Here is a 16,706-nt window from a genome sequence, read left to right as displayed (position 1 = left end):
ATTCAGAGCGCCGCGATGATGTCCTCCACCCGCTGTTTCGCATCTCCGAACAGCATCGACGCGTTGTCGCGGAAGAACAGCGGGTTCTGCACCCCTGCGTACCCGGCGGCCATCGAGCGCTTGAACACGATGACGCTCTCGGCCTCCCACACCTTCAGCACCGGCATCCCGGCGATCGGGCTCCCCGGGTCCTCGGCGGCGGCCGGGTTCACGGTGTCGTTCGCGCCGATGACCAGCACCACCGAGGTGGAGGCGAGGTCGTCGTTGATCTCGTCCATGCTCAGGACGATGTCGTACGGCACCTTGGCTTCGGCCAGCAGCACGTTCATGTGACCGGGCAGCCGTCCCGCGACCGGATGGATGCCGAACCGCACATCGACGCCCCGGTCGCGGAGCCGCCGGACCAGATCGGCGACGGGGTACTGCGCCTGTGCGACGGCCATGCCGTAGCCAGGGGTGATGACGACGCTGTCGGCGGCGACGAGCATCTCCGCCGCGCCCTCGGCGGTGATCTCGCGGTGCTCGCCGTATTCGGTGTCGTCGGAGGTCGGCGCCGCGACCCCGAATCCCCCGGCGATGACGGAGAGGAACGAGCGGTTCATGGCCTTGCACATCACGTACGAGAGGTACGCACCCGACGATCCGACGAGCGCGCCCGTGACGATCAGCAGGTCGTTGTTCAGGAGGAACCCCGCCGCGGCGGCGGCCCAACCCGAATAGCTGTTGAGCATCGAGACGACGACCGGCATGTCTCCGCCGCCGATCGAGGCGACCAGGTGCCAGCCCAGGGCGAAGGCGAGCACGGTGACCGCGATCAGGAGCCACAGCTGCTGGTCGTTCACGAACCACACGGTCAGGGCGACGAACGCGATGAGAGCCCCGATGTTGAGCCCGTTCTTGCCCGGGAGCATGAGCGGCTTCGACGACATCTTCGCCGAGAGCTTGAGGTACGCCACGATCGACCCGGTGAAGGTGACGCCGCCGATGAAGATCCCGATGAACACCTCGGCGTTGTGGATGCCGACGAGTTCGGGGGCGATCTCCGGGTGCGCGAGGTAGCCGTTCCAGCCGACGAGCACCGCGGCGAGGCCGACGAAGCTGTGCAGGAGCGCGATGAGCTCGGGCATGCCGGTCATCTCCACGACCCGCGCTCGCCAGAGCCCGATGGCCGCCCCGATCAGCACCGCGGCCACGAGCAGGCCCAGCCCGAGGAAGGCACCGGTGCTCCATGCGTCGGCCATGGTGAGGGCGACCGTCGCGACCAGCGCGATCGCCATGCCCGCGATGCCGTAGACCACACCGGAGCGGGCGGATTCATGGCGACTGAGGCCGGCGAGGCTGAGGATGAACAGCAGGGCGGCGACGATGTAGGCCGCCCCGGCGAGCGCGTCGACGGTCATTTCCGGCCGCCCTTCGCCGATGTCCCGAGTGTGAACATCGCGAGCATTCGTCGGGTCACCGCGAACCCTCCGAAGATGTTGATGGAGGCCAGCAGCACCGCGATCGCGGCGAGCACCTGCACCACCGGCAGCGGCGACGTGATCTGCAGCATCGCGCCGACCACGATCACTCCCGAGATGGCGTTGGTCACCGACATGAGCGGGGTGTGCAGCGCGTGATGCACCTTGCCGATCACGTAGAAGCCGATCACCACCGACAGCACGAGCACCGTGAAGTGCTGCGGCAGCGGGGCCGGGGCGAACGCGTTCACGGCGAACAGCGCGGCGACGCCCACCACGATCAGCGTGACTTTGCGGGCGGCGGACATCTTCTTCGGCGGTGCGACCTCGACCGGCGCCGCCGCGGCCTTCGGGGCGGGAGCGGCGGCGACCTGCACGGCAGGCGGGGGCCAGGTGACCTCGCCGTCGCGCACGACCGTGACCGAGCGCTGCACGACATCATCGAAGTCGATCACCAGCCGCCCGTCCTTCGCAGGCGTCAGCAGCGCCACGAGGTTGGCGAGGTTCGTGCCGTAGAGCTGGGAGGCCTGTGCGGCCAGACGCGAGGCCAGGTCGGTGTAGCCCAGGATGATCACACCGTTGTCCGTGACGACGCGCTCGCCCGCGACCGAGCCCTCGACGTTGCCGCCCTGGCCCGCGGCCATGTCGACGATCACGCTGCCCGGCTTCATCTGTGCGACATCGGATGCCGTGATCAGGCGCGGCGCCGCGCGTCCGGGGATCAGCGCAGTGGTGATGATGATGTCCACGTCGGCGGCCTGCTCGGTGTAGATCTCGGCGGCCCTGCGGTCATAGTCCGCGCTGGTCGCCTTGGCATAGCCGTCGGTGGAGGCCGCGACCTCGACGTCGACCGGGAGGTAGCTGCCACCGATCGAGGTGACCTGGTCGGCGACCTCGGGGCGCGGATCCGTGGCGCGGACGATCGCACCGAGACTCGATGCCGCGCCGATGGCCGCAAGCCCCGCGACTCCGGCTCCCGCGACCAGCACCTTCGCCGGCGGCACCTTGCCCGCGGCGGTCACCTGCCCCGTGAAGAAGCGGCCGAACTCGTGCGCGGCCTCGACGACGGCCCGGTACCCGGCGATGTTCGCCATCGAGCTGAGCACGTCCATCGACTGCGCCCGCGAGATGCGCGGCACCGCATCGAGCGCGAGCGCCGTGATGCCGCGCTGCGCGAGCGACTGGACGAGATCGGGGCGCAGTGCCGGTGAGAGCAGGGCGATGAGGGTGGCGTCATCGGAGAGGAGGGCGATCTCCTCCGCCCCGGGAGCTGTGATCGCGAGGACGATCTCGCTCCCCCAGGCCTCTGCGCGATCCACCAGCGCCGCACCCGCCGCCGCGTACTCGGCGTCGGGGTACGAGGCCGCAGCGCCCGCTCCCCGCTCGACTCTGACCGTGTGGCCCAGCTTCCCGAGCGACGCGATCGTCGCCGGGGTGGCCGAGACCCGCGCTTCGCCCGCAGGCTCCCGCACGATGCCGATGACTGCCACTACTTCCTCCTCCGCCCGTCTGCGTCGACGGGATCACCGGGGCGTCTGCGCCCCTGACTTCCCGCTCAGAGTACTGAGGAGCGCTCCGGAAGCGCCCCTCCTTCGGCTCTGTGACAGGGAAAGAAGCGGGGTTCTTACGGAAAGCGGAGGAGGAAGATCTCGGGGCGCTCCCCCGGCGGCGAAGCGATCGTGTTCGGATCAGGAGGTTTCGACGAGCGCGGCCTGCGGAATCGGTCGGCCGCGAAACCACCTCCGCGATGGCGGAAGGAACAGCAGCACCGATTGACCGCCGCAGACCAGCACCGCCCAGAGTCCGAACGGCGTCGCGATCAGCAGCGCCATCATCGCCAGCGCCTGCACCACGACGACCCACCGCATCCACGCGGTGCGTCGGGCGAGCCCGATGAGGATCGTCATGTTCACCAGAAGGCCGAGCAGCACCACGACGCCCCAGAGAATAGACGATGTCCCGTTCGCCGGCGTGGGGAAGGCGCGGAAGAGCCAGACCAGGATGAACCCGGCCGCGATCCACGCCGCGACGAGAGTCGCCGAGAGCAGCATCGGGAGGACGATCGTCACGGGCATCCATTCCCGATCTGCTCGCGGGCGCTCCTGCGGCATGGATCCTCCCGACGTCATCGCGCTCAACCGTGCTCGTCTCGCGCGACACCCACCCTAAGGTCCGCCCGCCCGGGGTGTCGAGAACCGCTGCTCAGCCCCAGACGCTCGGGGCCTTCACCCGCACGGGAGGGAGGGCGGATGCCGCGGCCCAGTCGTGCACCCACGCATCGATCTCCGGCACGCCCTCGGGCTTGCCGACGGCGGCGAACAGCTCTTCGTTGCTGACGGTGCCGCCGGTACGGCGCAACATGCGCGAGCGCACGATCACCCGCGCGTAGATCTCTCCGTCGACGACGGCCCTGTGCTCGAGGAACACCGCCTTGTCGTCGTGCCCGATGAAGCGCGACTGCACCTCGAACCGCTGCCAGAGCTGGAGCGACTTGCGGAACGTGACCGTCTCGCTGGAGACGACCGCGTACCAGCCGCGGTCCTTCATCGCGTCGAACAGCCCGGTGCGTATCAGCAGATCCCAGCGTCCGAGGTCGAAGAGCGACAGATAGCGCCCGTTGTTCATGTGGCGCAGGATGTCGATGTCGGTCGGCAGCGTGGTCAGGTGGATGCTGCTGACCGACGACGCATCGAGAGTCCTCCCCCGCCGCACGCGGCGGCGAGCGCCGAGGATCACCAGGAGGGTCCGCCAGATCACGTTCACGAAGAATGATCGTAGCCAGGCGTGCACGATTCGCGAACATCATTGTACGAACCCTCCATGCCCGCGTATCGGGCGTCATCGAACATCCCCTCGATTTCCTCTTCGTGGACGCCGCGCGTAGAGTCACGAACATGAGCGCCGAAGCCCAGCCTGAAGTCATCGTCCGTCCGGTCCGTGATGTGGATGCGGAAGCCCTCGGTCGCGTGCATGCGCAGTGCTGGCACGAGACCTACGACCACCTGATCAGCAAGGCGGCGCTGGAGAAGGTCTCGCCCCGCCGCATGGCCGAGCTGTGGACGCACTGGGCCTCGCAGGGCCCCGAGTTCAAGATGAACGCCGCGCTCGTCGACGGCGAGATCGTCGGCTTCGTCGGCTCCGGTCCTGCCCGCGACAAGGATGCCCCCGCGTTCCGCGAGCTGTACTTCATCTACCTGCTCGACGCGTGGCACTCGACCGGCATCGGTCAGAAGCTGTTCGACGCGGCCGTCGAGAAGGACGAGCCTCTGTACCTGTGGGTGGCCGAGGACAACCCCCGCGCGCACCGCTTCTACACGCGCAACGGATTCCACCTCGACGGAGCATCGCACACGGAGCCGTTCCTCGGCGAGACGCTGACCGAAGTGCGCTTCGTCCGCCCCTGACACACCGCCGCGCACGCACGCAGAACGGGCCGTCTCCCCTCGGAGGCGGCCCGTTCTCGCTGTCGGTTCCGGTCGCTCCGGCTCAGAGGCGCTCGATGATGGTCACGTTCGCGATGCCGCCACCCTCGCACATCGCCTGCAGGCCGTACCTGCCGCCGGTGCGCTCGAGTTCGTTCAGCATGGTCGTGAGCAGTCTGGTGCCGGTCGCACCGATGGGGTGCCCGAGGGCGATGGCCCCGCCGTTGACGTTGACCTTCTCGTGCGGGGCATCGAGTTCGCGCATCCAGGCGAGCACGACGGGCGCGAAGGCCTCGTTCACCTCGAACAGATCGATGTCGGCGACACTGAGTCCCGCGCGCTCCAGAGCATGCCGGGTCGCCGGGATGGGCGCGGTGAGCATGAGCACCGGACTGGCACCGCGAACGGTCATCCGATGGATGCGCGCGCGGGGCGTGAACCCGTGCTCGCGCACCGCCCGTTCGCTGGCGACGAGCACGGCGCTGGAGGCATCGCTGATCTGCGACGACACGGCAGCGGTGATCCGTCCCCCCTCCCGCAGCGGTGCGAGTCCGGCCATCCGCTCCAGGGACGTGTCCCGCCGCACCCCCTCGTCGTTGGCGAGGCCGTTCAGGGGCGCGATCTCGTTCGCGAAACGCCCCTCGTCCTGAGCGACGGCCGCACGACGGTGGCTCTCCAGGGCGAACTGCTCCATCTCCGCACGGGAGATGTCCCATTTCTCGGCGATCATCTCCGCACCGGCGAACTGCGAGATCTCCTGATCGCCGTAGCGCTCGCGCCAGCCGGGAGACTCCGCGTACGGGGTCGTGAAACCGTACTGCTCCCCGACGGTCGCGGCCGCGGTCAAAGGCACCTGGGACATGTTCTGCAGACCGCCCGCGATGACGAGGTCGTTCACACCGCTCATCACGGCCTGCGCCGCGAAGTGCACGGCCTGCTGGCTCGATCCGCACTGACGGTCGATCGTGACGCCGGGCACGTGCTCGGGGAATCCGGCGACCAGAGCGGCGGTGCGTGCGACATTGCCCGACTGCCCGCCGATCGCGTCGATCGCGCCGAGCACGACGTCGTCGATCGCGGCGGGATCGACACCGACGCGGTCGACCAGCGCCCGCAGACTGTGCGCCCCGAGATCAGCGGGATGGATGCCGGAGAGCGATCCCCCACGCCGCCCCACCGGGGAACGGACCGCGTCGATGATGTATGCCTCGACCATGATCTTCCTTCCGTCGCGGGAGACGCGGTGACGTCAGCGGCCCGAGACCTTGCCGAACGCCTTCGCGATGGGCGCGAGCACGAGGGGCCGGGCGGCCACCCAGCCGATCGCGATCACCACGAGCGAGAGGATGAACACCCAGAATCCGGTCCAGGTGACCGCGTCCTGCGAAGCGAACATGTGGTTCAGGTTGCGCAGGAAGCCGGTGAGCATCACGAGAGCGACGTGGGCGATGATGAACGCCACGAAGTAGAGCATGATCGGGAAGTGCAGCGCGCGCGCCCACTCGACCGGGTAGGCCTTCGACAGCTTCTCGGCCTTCTTCGGCCAGAGCCCCGACATGCGGAATCCGGTGATCGCCGCCAGCGGTGCGGCGATGAACACGGTCGCGAAGTAGGCGAGCTGCTGCAGGCTGTTGTAGTTGTTCCAACCGTTCTCGTGCGGCCAGTCGAACGAGACGTACTGGAGGGCCGCCGACAGCGCGTTCGGGAAGACCTCCCAGCTCGTCGGCACGATGCGCACCCAGTGACCGGTCACGAACAGCAGCACCACGAAGATCACGCCGTTCACGAGCCACAGGATGTCGAGCGACTGGTGGAACCAGAGGTTCAGGCTGATCTTGCCCTTGGCGTTGCCGCGGGGCGTCCAGAAGACGGTCGGCCGCTTCTCGGTACGCACCTGGAGCCCGGAACGGATGATCAGCACCATCAGGAACATGTTGAAGAAGTGCTGCCAGCCGACCCAGGGCGAGAATCCGGGTTCGACCGCGATCCCCGGCTCGTACTCGCCCGGGAAGGCTGCGAGGAAGTCCTGCATGAACGGGAGGCTCAGGAGTGCGCGCACGAACGCGATGGCGGCGCCCGCGAGGACTCCGAGCGCGGCGGCGCCGAACAGCACGGCGATGGCCTGGGGCCACGTCGGACGGCGTCGACCGGTCGCAGCGGCGGGTGCCTCGGCGATGCGACGTGGCGCGCGCCCGTTCCAGACCGTGCGCGTCCACGGCAGCGGGGTCGCGACGTCGGCAATGGCGGGTGCGGTCTCGGCCACGGCCACCGCGGTCACGGGCGCCGCGACGGCGGGGGTGCTCCTCGGCCCGGTGCTCTCAGGAGCGACCGGCGCCGGAGCCACGGGCTCGACGGATGCCGCGACAGCAGGTGCGAGCGGGACGGTGTCTGCGGGGGGCCACGGCTCGCCGCCGACCACGCGGGGCAGGCCGCGACGGACACCGCCTGCGGCAGCGATCGGCGCTTCGCGTGCGCTGACGGCGGGCGAGGGTGCGGTCGCGGCAGCGGTCGAGGCACGAGCCGTCGCCGCCGTACTGCCGGTCGCCGAAGATGCGGGAACTGCTGCCGCGACGCCCGATACCGGCTGCGTCGCCTGCGGAGCGGGGGTCGCCGCGGCGGCGGCGGGAACGGCGGCGGCCGATGGCGGCCAGGGCTCCCCGCCCGACACACGTGGCAGGCCGCGACGGATTCGCGCAGCTCCGGCGGTCGCCGCGGGAGCGGGGCTCCCGGTCGGTGCTGCGGTGGCCACGGCTGCCGACTCCAGCTCAACGGCGGAATCGGCGACATCCGGCGTCGCCGCAGGCTCAGCCTCTGTCGACGTCGGAGCCTCGGTTGCCACGACAACCGTCGGCTCCTCCACAGCCGCCGCATCAGCGGGGGGCCAGGGCTCCCCGCCCGGTACACGCGGCAGACCGCGTCGCAGCATCCGCGTCGCCATGGCTACTTCTTCCGCGCCTCGAGGGCGGCGATCACCTGCGGCACCACCGCGAACACGTCGCCGACGATCCCGAAGTCCGCCACGTCGAAGATCGGCGCCTCGGGGTCCTTGTTGATCGCGACGATGTTCTTCGACGTCTGCATGCCGGCACGATGCTGGATGGCGCCGGATATGCCGAGGGCGACATACAGCTGCGGCGACACCGAGACACCGGTCTGGCCGACCTGATGCGACTGCGGGATGTACCCCGCGTCGACGGCGGCCCTGGAGGCACCCACCGCGGCACCGAGCGCATCGGCGAGCTCTTCGACGAGTACGAACTTCTCCTTCGAGGCGAGACCTCGACCGCCGGAGACCACACGCGTGGCTCCGCGCAGGTCGGGACGGGACGAGGCGACCTCGACCGCCTCGACCGGACCGGCCGTCGCCGCGACCGCACCGGACGGGGTGACGTCGAGCACCTCGACCGAGTGCGACGGCACGGCCTCGGCGCGCGCGTCCACCGCGCCCTGGCGCACCGTGATCACCGGAGTGCCGAACGTGGGTGCCGAATCGACGAGGTAGGCCCCGCCGTAGACCGAGTGGTGGGCGACGACACCCTCGTCATCGCGCGACACTCCGACCGCGTCGACCGACAGTGCGCTCTTCGTGCGCACCGCGAATCGTCCGGCCACGTCGCGTCCGGAGATCGAGTTCGAGATCAGCACGGCGTCGGGGCGCACCTGGGCGGCGGCCGCCTGCAGGGCGTCCACGATCGGCACGGTCAATGCCGTCGGCTCACCGTCGGCGGTCAGCACCACCGATGCACCCGCCGCGGCGGCCTGATCCACCGCGGCCGGACTGCCGCCCACGATCAGCGCGACCGGCGTGCCGATCGTCGAAGCCGCGCCGATGAGCGCCGCCGTGCTGCTCGCGACGTAGCCGGAGGGGTCGACGTCGACGAGGACGAGGATCGGGTTCTCGGAGGATGTCATCTCACACCAGCCTGTTCTGCACGAGGTAGTCGACGAGCTTGTCGGCCGCGTCACCCTCATCGGTGATCTTCACGCCGGCCGCCCGCGGGGGCTTCTCCGACACAGTGGTCATGATGGTGCGCGGAGCGACGGACGGATCCGCCGAAACGTCGAGGTCGGCGAGCGCGAGCACCTCGAGCGGCTTCTTCTTGGCCGCCATGATGCCCTTGAAGTTGGGGAACCGCGCGTCGGGAAGCGCCTCGGTGATCGAGATCACGGCGGGCAGCGGCGCCGAGACCGGCTGGCTGCCGGCATCCGAGCCACGGACGCCCGAGACGCCGTCGGCGGTGATCTCGACCGACGTGAGCGCGGTGGCCTGCGCGAATCCGAGGTGTTCGGCCAACATCGCGGGAATGACGCCGCCGGAACCGTCGGTCGACAGGTTGCCCGTGATCACGAGGTCGGGGGCGCCGCGGCGGATCGCGGCGGCGAGGACCTCGGCGGTGAGACCGAGGTCGGCGCCGGCGAGCTGCTCGTCGGCGATGTGCACGGCCGAGCCCGCACCGATCGCGAGCGCCCGGCGCACGGACGCGGTCGAGCCCTCCGGAGCCATCGAGACCGCCACCACCTCGGTGCCGTCGTTCTTGTCGGCGTAGCTGAGCGCCACTTCGAGCGCCCGCTCCGTGATCTCGTCGAGGACCACGTCACCCGCCGCACGATCGGCGAGGCCGGTCTCGAGATTCAGCTTGCGATCGCCATAGGTGTCCGGCACTTCTTTGACCAGGACGAAGATCTTCATCGATTGCTCCTCACGACTGCTGCAATTCTAGACCGCGATACTGAGTTCCAGCCCACCTGCGACTGAGACTCATGGATGTCCACGGCGGATGCGTCGCGCGCCGTCGCCGCCCCCGCGCTCGCGCCACTACCGTAGAGAAATGGCCCGACCCCGTCCGCTCCCCATCGATCCGCTCGCCGAGGCGAAGCGGCAGTGGCTCGCGCACGGCTGGACGGATGCCGCGGACGGCATGGCCCTGGTCACTTCGGTCATGCGGGCCCAGCAGCTGCTGCTCGCCCGTGTCGACGCGGCCCTGAAGCCCTTCGCTCTGAGCTTCGCCCGCTACGAGGTGCTGCGTCTGCTGGCTTTCAGCCGCGCCGGCAGCCTGCCCCTGTCGAGCGTGGTCGCCCGCCTCCAGGTGCACCCGACCACCGTGACGAGCACGGCGGAGCGCCTGGTGCGCGACGGTCTGGTCGCGCGTGAGCCGCACCCCCATGACGGACGCGCTGCGCTGCTCGTGCTGACGGAGTCCGGCCGGGAACTGGTCGAGCGCGCCACGCAGGCTCTCAACGCCGACGTGTTCGCCGAGCCCGGTCTGAGCCGCGACGACGCCGCCGAGCTCGTCGCGATCGTCGCCCGGCTGCGCAAGGACGCCGGCGACTTCGCCGATCCGCGTCCGCAGCCCGAAGCCCTCTGACATGCCCCGGTTCGCGCTCGAGACGATCATCAGCGCGCCTCCTGCCGAGGTGTTCGCCGCATCGCTCGACCCGGCACTGCACGTGAAGAGCATGGCCCGGTTCAGCGAGACCATGGTCGAGGCGCCGGCCGGCGGCGTGTTCACCGAGGGGACCACCGCGACCTGGCGGGCACGCCACTTCGGCGTCCCCTTCCGCCTGCGCTCGATCGTCTTCGACATCGATCCTCCCCACGCGTTCTCGGATCGGCAGATCTCCGGTCCGTTCGCGGCATTCCTGCACGAGCACCGTTTCGAGGAGCATCCGGCCGGCACGCTCATGCACGACACCGTGACCTTCCGCTCGCCGTTCGGCCCGCTCGGCCGAATCGTCGACGCGATGTTCCTCGGCGGGTACATGCGACGCCTCATCATGGAGCGCAACGCGATTCTCGCCGCGGAATTCGAGGAGCCCGGGCGTACCCTTTCGGCATGAGCGAACTGCGCCTGCACACCGTCCTCACCGGCCGCGGCCCCGCTGCGGCGATCCTCCTCAGCGACGAGCAGGTGGCCTCTCTCGGCGCCGGCAAGGCGTTCCCGGTCGCCGTCACGATCGGCGGACGCACCGCCCGCCTGCGTCTGGCGCGGATGGGCAGCGAGAACATGATCGGTTTCAGCAAGGCCGTGCGCGCCGACCTCGGACTCGAGATCGACCAGGAGATCGACGCCGTGATCCGGGTGGACTCCGCCGAGCGCACGGTCGACGTTCCGGCCGAGCTCGCCGCGGCCCTGGACGCCGACCCCGCGCTGCGCACCGCCTTCGACGCCCTGTCGTACACCGCACGCAAAGAGCACGCGAGGAGCGTGGCCGAAGCGAAGCAGGAGGCGACTCGCGAACGTCGCATCACGAAGATCGTCGACGCGCTCCGCGGCTGACCGCTCCCCGATCCCGGCAGACATCTCGTCAGGCACTCGTCTCGTCAGGCACTCGTCTCATCAGGCACTCGTCTCATCAGGCACTCGTCCCGTCACACGCTCAGCGGTTCTGGAAGTCGGGCGCCCGCTTCTCCCGGAAGGCCGACATGCCCTCCTTCTGGTCCGCGGTGTCGAACAGCGCGGCGAACGCCTGCTTCTCGTGAGCCAGCCCCTCGGCGAGGGTCGTCTCCATCGCGGTATCGAGCGCGGCCTTCGCGGCGTACACCGACGGCAACGACTTGGAAGCGATGGTGTCGGCGAGCTTCGTCGCCTCGGCGAGGAGATCGGATGCCGGCACCACGCGCGACACGAGCCCGGAACGCTCCGCCTCCTCTGCGCCCATGAAGCGCCCGGACAGCACCAACTCGGCCGCCTTGTAGTATCCGACCGCACGGATCAGGCGCTGCGTACCGCCCATCCCGGGGATCACTCCGAGGTTGACCTCGGGCTGCCCGAACTTGGCGTTGTCGGCCGCGAGGATGATGTCGCACATCATCGCCAGCTCGCATCCCCCGCCCAGGGCGAAGCCGGAGACCGCGGCGATCACGGGAGTGCGCACGGCCGCGAAGTCGTGCCAGACACCGAAGTGATCGGTCTCCAGCATCTGCGCCGCGGACATGCCCTCCATCTCCTTGATGTCGGCACCGGCGGCGAAGGCCTTCTCGGAGCCGGTGACGACGATCGCACCGACGCCCTCGTCCGCATCGAAGGCGAGCGCCGCTGCGGTGACCTCCTCCGCGAGCCGACTGTTCAACGCGTTCAGCGCTTCCGGGCGGTTCAGGGTGATCCACCCCACCCGTCCGCGCTGCTCGACCAGGATCGTCTCGTACTCGGTCATGTCGCCCTCTCCGTCGAAGTACCGATCATCACACGCGGTCGTCGCGGATGTCGGTGATGATGCCGGAGAAGTCTCGCGTCGCGCCGTCGCCGGCCGCGAAGACGGCGTAGATCTCCTGGGCGAGCCGGCCCATGCGCGCATCGGTCGAGGTCTGCTCGATCGCCTGCAGCGCGAGCCCGAGATCCTTTGCCATCAGCGCGCCGGCGAAGCCCGGCTGGTAGTCGCGATTGGCCGGGCTCGTGGGCACCGGGCCCGGCACGGGGCAGTTCGTGGTGATCGACCAGCACTGGCCCGAGGCCTGCGAGACGACGTCGAAGAGCGCCTGATGCTCGAGTCCGAGCCGCTCCCCCAGCACGAACGCTTCGGCGACCGCGATCTGCGAGACCGCGAGCACCATGTTGTTGCAGACCTTGGCCGCCTGTCCGAGTCCGGGACCGCCGCAGTGCACGATGCGTTTTCCCATGATCTCGAGCAGCGGCAACGCCGCGGCGAAGTCCTCGTCCGAGCCGCCGACCATGAACGCGAGCGTGCCGTTCTCCGCACCGACCACGCCGCCCGACACCGGAGCGTCGACGTTGCGGTGACCGGCGGCGAGCGCGAGAGCGTGTGCAGCGCGCGCTTCGTCGACGGCGATCGTGGAGGATTCGATGAAGAGGGTGCCGGGTCGGGCCGCCGCCAGCAGTTCCGTGCGATAGGCCTCGATGACGTGCTTTCCGGCGGGGAACATCGTGATGACGACGTCGGCCTCGGACACCGCGTCCGCGCCGCTCGGGGCCACGCGGATGCCGGCCACCCGTGCCGCCTCGACGGCGGCGGGGACGAGGTCGAAGCCGTGCACCTCGTGACCGGCTTCGACGAGGTTCTTCGCCATCGGCAGTCCCATATGGCCCAGGCCGAGGAACGCGACGACCGCCGTCGACGAGGAGGCGTTCATGATGCGCTCCGCGTCTGATCCCCGCCGCTGCGCTGGACCGACGCGGAACCCGCAGGTCGCAGCATCTCGCGTCCGACGATCAGTCGCATGATCTCGTTCGTCCCTTCCAGGATCTGGTGCACGCGCAGATCGCGGACCACCTTCTCGATCCCGTAGTCCTGCAGGTAGCCGTAGCCGCCGTGCAGCTGGAGGGCGCGGTTGGCGACGTCGAACCCGGCATCGGTCGCGAAGCGCTTGGCCATGGCGCAGCGCATCGTCGCATCGGGAGCGTGCTCGTCGACCGCCTGCGCGCCGTCACGCACCATGAGGCGTGCGGCGTGCAGGTCGGTGCGCATGTCGGCGATCGCGAACAGGATCGACTGCTTCTCGGCCAGCGGCTCTCCGAACGCCATCCGCTCATGCACGTACTGCACGGCCTTGTCGAGCGCCCACTGCGCGCCGCCCAGCGAGCAGGCGGCGATGTTGAGCCGTCCGCCGTTGAGCGCCGACATCGCGATCGCGAAGCCGCGGCCCTCATCACCGAGCATGGCGGACGCCGGAACCCGGACACCGTCGAGGATCACCTGACGGGTGGGCTGAGCGTGCCAGCCCATCTTCTTCTCCGGTGCGCCGAAGCTCAGCGCTTCGGAATCGCCCGGGACGAGGAACGCGCTGATGCCGCGTGCTCCCGGCTCCCCCGTGCGCGCCATCACGACGTAGACGGCGGCCTCCCCGGCTCCGGAGATGAACTGCTTCACCCCGGTGAGCACGAAATGGTCGCCGTCGCGCACCGCGCTGGTCGCGATGTTCGCGGCATCCGACCCCGCGCCCGGCTCGGTGAGGCAGTAGCCGCCGAACTCGGACATGGCGGTGAGCTTCGGCAGCCATTCGCCGCGCTGTGCGTCGTCGCCGTAGGTGTCGATCATCCAGACCACCATGTTGTGGATGGAGATGTAGGCCGCGACGGCGGGGTCGCCCTTCGCGAGCTCCTCGAAGATCGCCACGGTGTCGAGGCGGCTGAGGCCGCTGCCACCGAACTCCTCGTCGACGTAGATGCCGCCGAGGCCGAGCTCGCCGGCACGGTTCAGCGACTCCCTCGGGAACAGGTGCTTCTCATCGCGTTCGGCGGCGTAGGGGGCGAGCTCGGTCTCGGCGAACTCGCGGACGGCGCCGATGATCGCCTCGCGCTCCTCGGCGGTGGTGGTGACGGTGGTCATGGTCATCGTGATTCCTTGTGGGAGGTGTCCGGGGCTAGTGCATGGTCGGGATGACGAAGCTGGCTCCATCGCGGATGCCTGCCGCGGGCCACCGGCTCGTCACCGTCTTGGTCTTCGTGTAGAACCGGAAGGCGTCGGTTCCGTGCTGGTTGAGGTCGCCGAATCCGCTGCGCTTCCAGCCGCCGAACGTGTAGTACGCGATCGGGACCGGGATCGGCACGTTCACGCCGACCATCCCGACCTCGACACGGGCCGCGAAGTCGCGGGCGGCGTCACCGTCGCGCGTGAAGATCGCGACGCCGTTGCCGTACTCGTGCTCCGAGGCCATCCGCAGCGCCTCCTCGTAGTCGGCGGCGCGGGCGATCACCAGGACAGGGCCGAAGATCTCCTCGCGGTAGATCGCCATGTCGGTGGTGACGTGGTCGAACAGCGTCGGGCCGAGGTAGAAGCCCTCCTCATGCCCGTCGACCGTGAAGCCCCGGCCGTCGGCGAGGAGCGTCGCCCCCTCGTCGACCCCCTGCTGGATGTAGCCTTCGACCCGTTCGACGGCGGCTCGCGTGACCAGGGGCCCGTAGTCGACGTCGGGTGCGAGAGAGGGGCCGACCCGGAGCTGGGCGACACGTTCGGTGAGCTTGGCCGCGAGGGCGTCCGCCGTCTCCTGCCCCACCGGCACCGCGACCGAGATGGCCATGCAGCGCTCACCCGCCGAGCCGTAGCCGGAGCCGATCAGTGCGTCGACGGCCTGGTCGAGGTCGGCATCGGGCATCACGATCATGTGGTTCTTCGCTCCGCCGAAGCACTGCGCCCGCTTGCCGTGGGCCGCGGCCGTCGCGTAGATGTACTCGGCGATCGGGGTCGAACCGACGAAGCCGACCGCGCGGACGCGGTCGTCCGTGAGCAGGGTGTCGACGGCCTCCTTGTCGCCGTGGATCACGTTGAGGACGCCGGCGGGGAGGCCCGCCTCGAGGAACAGCTCGGCGATGCGCACCGGCACCGAGGGATCGCGCTCGCTGGGCTTGAGCACCACCGCATTGCCGGCGGCGAGAGCGGGCCCCGCCTTCCACAGCGGGATCATCGCGGGGAAGTTGAAGGGGGTGATCGCGGCGACGACCCCGAGCGGCTGGCGCATCGAATAGACGTCGATGCCGGTTCCGGCGCCGGTGGAGTACTCGCCCTTGAGCAGGTGCGGAGCGCCGGCGGAGAATTCGATGACCTCGAGACCCCGCTGGATGTCGCCCTTCGCGTCGTCGACCGTCTTGCCGTGCTCGCTCGCGAGCAGCTCGGCCAGCGACGTCATCTCCTGCTGCACCAGGTCGAGGAACCGCAACAGCACACGAGCGCGCTTCTGCGGATTGGTCGCCGCCCATGCGACCTGCGCCTCTTCGGCGTTCGCGATCACGCGACGCACCTCGTCGGCCGAGGCCAGGGGCACACGGGCCTGCACCGCTCCGGTGCTCGGATCGAACACGTCGGCGAAGCGACCCGAGTCGGGAGTGAGAAGCGATCCGCCCACGAAGTGCGGGATAGTACGAGTCATTGTGTGACATCCCTCCGTGCCGTCGTTGGCACATTGGGGAGTTTACTCGGAGTACCGGATATTTACTAGGACATCCTTGTATCGCCCCGCGGCCGCCGCTCGGCTCGTGATCGAGGTTGTTCGCGTCTCGTTCACCACCGCGTCATCTCGCCCGGGTACAACTGCAGGTGCGCGGACAGAGACTCAGACCGGATCGGGTGTCACGTCTACCGCGCGCACGGTGAGCGCTCTCGCTCCCGTCGCGGCTCCCACGCCGCGAGACCCCCGCCGAATCGGGTCGGCGGGGGTCCTCCTCGTTCGGGCGGCGACGGCCTGGACCACGCCGCATCCGAATTAGAATCGACGGTGCGCTGCCACCCCTGGCGCATCCGCTTCGGCGTCCTCACCCCGGACGCCCGTTCCCCCGAGGACCGCACCATGTCCGAACCCCTCACCGTGTCCATCCGCCGCGAAGTCGACCCCGAGCGCATCGTCGAGGCGACCGCCTGGGTGCAGACGGGGGTGAACCTCGCGACGAAGTATCCGGGCTTCCTCGGCTCGGGCTGGGTGCGCGCCGGCGAGGACTCGCAGGTCTGGCACATGCTCTACCGCTTCGCGAGCGAGGATTCGCTCACCGCCTGGGAGCAGTCGGCCGAGCGGGCATGGTGGTTGTCGATGGGCGAGGGCTTCGTGCGCAGCGAGCGCTCCAAGCGTCGCACCGGAATCGAGGGGTGGTTCGACGAGCCGACGACCGGGACGATCACGCTCCCCGCGTCCGACGGCAGCACCGAGACCGTCACGGTCGCGCCCGCTCCGCCGCGCTGGAAGCAGGCCACCTCGATCTGGCTCGGTTTCTTCCCCGTGAACCTGGCCTTCACCTACGCGATGAGCCCTGTGCCGGGCTGGAACGAGCTGCCGATCTGGCTGCGCGTGCTCGTCACCACTCTCGTGCTCACGCCGATCATGGCCTACTGGGTGCTGCCGTTCGTGACCCGTTCGCTGCGGAGCTGGCTCTCCCGCTGA

General features: G+C 69.4%; 17 protein-coding genes. 5 read left to right on the top strand and 12 right to left on the bottom strand.

The genetic code is table 11. The features are described from left to right. Positions 1–2 precede the first annotated feature (2 nt). From pntB to GLO27_RS14030, 4 genes are all read right to left on the bottom strand, one after another. Entirely contained in the window at positions 3–1,400 is a 1,398-nt protein-coding gene (gene pntB, locus GLO27_RS14045) for a Re/Si-specific NAD(P)(+) transhydrogenase subunit beta (RefSeq protein WP_167255402.1), read from the bottom strand. Further along, positions 1,397–2,950 carry a Re/Si-specific NAD(P)(+) transhydrogenase subunit alpha gene (locus GLO27_RS14040; protein WP_136024011.1) on the bottom strand — a complete coding sequence of 518 codons (1,554 nt, stop codon included), beginning with the start codon at positions 2,948–2,950 and terminating at the stop codon, positions 1,397–1,399. The genes pntB and GLO27_RS14040 overlap by 4 nt, the downstream gene beginning before the upstream one ends. 198 nt (positions 2,951–3,148) lie before the next feature. Further along, positions 3,149–3,529 (bottom strand): hypothetical protein, encoded by a 381-nt coding sequence (locus GLO27_RS14035; RefSeq protein ID WP_136025510.1) that lies wholly within the window; start codon positions 3,527–3,529, stop codon positions 3,149–3,151. A gap of 133 nt (positions 3,530–3,662) precedes the next feature. Further along, a complete protein-coding gene (locus GLO27_RS14030; RefSeq protein WP_021200345.1) occupies positions 3,663–4,223 on the bottom strand; it encodes an acyl-CoA thioesterase in 561 nt (186 codons plus the stop codon). A gap of 131 nt (positions 4,224–4,354) precedes the next feature. On the opposite strand from GLO27_RS14030, the gene GLO27_RS14025 reads away from it, so the two are divergent. Then, positions 4,355–4,864: a GNAT family N-acetyltransferase gene (locus GLO27_RS14025; RefSeq protein ID WP_029267742.1), complete on the top strand. Its 510-nt coding sequence runs from the start codon at positions 4,355–4,357 to the stop codon at positions 4,862–4,864. Between the two features lie 82 nt (positions 4,865–4,946). On the opposite strand, the gene GLO27_RS14020 is transcribed toward GLO27_RS14025, so the two are convergent. The 4 genes from GLO27_RS14020 to GLO27_RS14005 are packed head-to-tail and all read right to left on the bottom strand — an operon-like array spanning position 4,947 to position 9,572. Continuing rightward, positions 4,947–6,098 (bottom strand): acetyl-CoA C-acetyltransferase, encoded by a 1,152-nt coding sequence (locus tag GLO27_RS14020; RefSeq protein WP_021200343.1) that lies wholly within the window; start codon positions 6,096–6,098, stop codon positions 4,947–4,949. A 33-nt stretch (positions 6,099–6,131) separates the two neighbouring features. Next, on the bottom strand, positions 6,132–7,820 hold the full coding sequence (locus GLO27_RS14015) for a cytochrome b/b6 domain-containing protein (RefSeq protein ID WP_167255400.1): 1,689 nt from the start codon (positions 7,818–7,820) through the stop codon (positions 6,132–6,134). Positions 7,821–7,822: 2 nt separating this feature from the next. Continuing rightward, complete coding sequence (locus tag GLO27_RS14010; protein WP_029259517.1) at positions 7,823–8,794, bottom strand: electron transfer flavoprotein subunit alpha/FixB family protein; 972 nt, start codon at positions 8,792–8,794, stop codon at positions 7,823–7,825. A 1-nt stretch (position 8,795) separates the two neighbouring features. After that, complete coding sequence (locus GLO27_RS14005) at positions 8,796–9,572, bottom strand: electron transfer flavoprotein subunit beta/FixA family protein (protein ID WP_029259516.1); 777 nt, start codon at positions 9,570–9,572, stop codon at positions 8,796–8,798. Positions 9,573–9,711: 139 nt separating this feature from the next. On the opposite strand from GLO27_RS14005, the gene GLO27_RS14000 reads away from it, so the two are divergent. Genes GLO27_RS14000 through GLO27_RS13990 form a run of 3 tightly spaced genes read left to right on the top strand, consistent with a single transcriptional unit; the run spans position 9,712 to position 11,160 of the window. After that, positions 9,712–10,248 carry a MarR family transcriptional regulator gene (locus tag GLO27_RS14000; protein ID WP_021200339.1) on the top strand — a complete coding sequence of 179 codons (537 nt, stop codon included), beginning with the start codon at positions 9,712–9,714 and terminating at the stop codon, positions 10,246–10,248. Between the two features lies 1 nt (position 10,249). After that, positions 10,250–10,720: an SRPBCC family protein gene (locus GLO27_RS13995; RefSeq protein WP_021200338.1), complete on the top strand. Its 471-nt coding sequence runs from the start codon at positions 10,250–10,252 to the stop codon at positions 10,718–10,720. Beyond that, positions 10,717–11,160 carry a YdeI/OmpD-associated family protein gene (locus tag GLO27_RS13990; RefSeq protein WP_021200337.1) on the top strand — a complete coding sequence of 148 codons (444 nt, stop codon included), beginning with the start codon at positions 10,717–10,719 and terminating at the stop codon, positions 11,158–11,160. Before GLO27_RS13995 ends, GLO27_RS13990 begins: the two co-directional genes overlap by 4 nt. 100 nt (positions 11,161–11,260) lie before the next feature. On the opposite strand, the gene GLO27_RS13985 is transcribed toward GLO27_RS13990, so the two are convergent. From GLO27_RS13985 to GLO27_RS13970, 4 genes are read right to left on the bottom strand one after another with little or no spacing between them, the layout of a single operon-like run. Further along, positions 11,261–12,037: an enoyl-CoA hydratase-related protein gene (locus tag GLO27_RS13985; RefSeq protein WP_167255398.1), complete on the bottom strand. Its 777-nt coding sequence runs from the start codon at positions 12,035–12,037 to the stop codon at positions 11,261–11,263. A gap of 28 nt (positions 12,038–12,065) precedes the next feature. After that, positions 12,066–12,971 (bottom strand): 3-hydroxyisobutyrate dehydrogenase, encoded by a 906-nt coding sequence (gene mmsB, locus GLO27_RS13980; protein WP_021200335.1) that lies wholly within the window; start codon positions 12,969–12,971, stop codon positions 12,066–12,068. Further along, complete coding sequence (locus tag GLO27_RS13975) at positions 12,968–14,173, bottom strand: acyl-CoA dehydrogenase family protein (RefSeq protein WP_021200334.1); 1,206 nt, start codon at positions 14,171–14,173, stop codon at positions 12,968–12,970. The genes mmsB and GLO27_RS13975 overlap by 4 nt, the downstream gene beginning before the upstream one ends. A 28-nt stretch (positions 14,174–14,201) precedes the next feature. Beyond that, the gene (locus GLO27_RS13970; protein ID WP_167255396.1) at positions 14,202–15,704 is read right to left on the bottom strand and encodes a CoA-acylating methylmalonate-semialdehyde dehydrogenase; all 1,503 of its coding nucleotides are present in this window, start codon (positions 15,702–15,704) and stop codon (positions 14,202–14,204) included. Positions 15,705–16,121: 417 nt separating this feature from the next. Here GLO27_RS13970 and GLO27_RS13965 point away from each other — a divergent pair, with 417 nt between their 5' ends. After that, the gene (locus tag GLO27_RS13965; protein ID WP_167255394.1) at positions 16,122–16,706 is read left to right on the top strand and encodes an antibiotic biosynthesis monooxygenase; all 585 of its coding nucleotides are present in this window, start codon (positions 16,122–16,124) and stop codon (positions 16,704–16,706) included.

It is taken from the genome of Microbacterium sp. Be9 (assembly GCF_011754135.1).
In the GTDB taxonomy this organism is placed as follows: domain Bacteria; phylum Actinomycetota; class Actinomycetes; order Actinomycetales; family Microbacteriaceae; genus Microbacterium; species Microbacterium maritypicum_A.
The sequence above is the reverse complement of the archived record's forward strand: the minus strand, read 5'-3'. Positions and strand labels throughout refer to the sequence as shown.

Coding starts and splice junctions, on each gene's coding strand:
- pntB (WP_167255402.1), bottom strand. CDS start 1,400: ATGACCGTCGACGCGCTCGCCGGGGCGGCCTACATCGTCGCCGCCCTG.
- GLO27_RS14025 (WP_029267742.1), top strand. CDS start 4,355: ATGAGCGCCGAAGCCCAGCCTGAAGTCATCGTCCGTCCGGTCCGTGAT.
- GLO27_RS14020 (WP_021200343.1), bottom strand. CDS start 6,098: ATGGTCGAGGCATACATCATCGACGCGGTCCGTTCCCCGGTGGGGCGG.
- GLO27_RS14015 (WP_167255400.1), bottom strand. CDS start 7,820: ATGGCGACGCGGATGCTGCGACGCGGTCTGCCGCGTGTACCGGGCGGG.
- GLO27_RS14010 (WP_029259517.1), bottom strand. CDS start 8,794: ATGACATCCTCCGAGAACCCGATCCTCGTCCTCGTCGACGTCGACCCC.
- GLO27_RS14005 (WP_029259516.1), bottom strand. CDS start 9,572: ATGAAGATCTTCGTCCTGGTCAAAGAAGTGCCGGACACCTATGGCGAT.
- GLO27_RS14000 (WP_021200339.1), top strand. CDS start 9,712: ATGGCCCGACCCCGTCCGCTCCCCATCGATCCGCTCGCCGAGGCGAAG.
- GLO27_RS13995 (WP_021200338.1), top strand. CDS start 10,250: ATGCCCCGGTTCGCGCTCGAGACGATCATCAGCGCGCCTCCTGCCGAG.
- GLO27_RS13990 (WP_021200337.1), top strand. CDS start 10,717: ATGAGCGAACTGCGCCTGCACACCGTCCTCACCGGCCGCGGCCCCGCT.
- GLO27_RS13985 (WP_167255398.1), bottom strand. CDS start 12,037: ATGACCGAGTACGAGACGATCCTGGTCGAGCAGCGCGGACGGGTGGGG.
- mmsB (WP_021200335.1), bottom strand. CDS start 12,971: ATGAACGCCTCCTCGTCGACGGCGGTCGTCGCGTTCCTCGGCCTGGGC.
- GLO27_RS13975 (WP_021200334.1), bottom strand. CDS start 14,173: ATGACCATGACCACCGTCACCACCACCGCCGAGGAGCGCGAGGCGATC.
- GLO27_RS13970 (WP_167255396.1), bottom strand. CDS start 15,704: ATGACTCGTACTATCCCGCACTTCGTGGGCGGATCGCTTCTCACTCCC.
- GLO27_RS13965 (WP_167255394.1), top strand. CDS start 16,122: ATGTCCGAACCCCTCACCGTGTCCATCCGCCGCGAAGTCGACCCCGAG.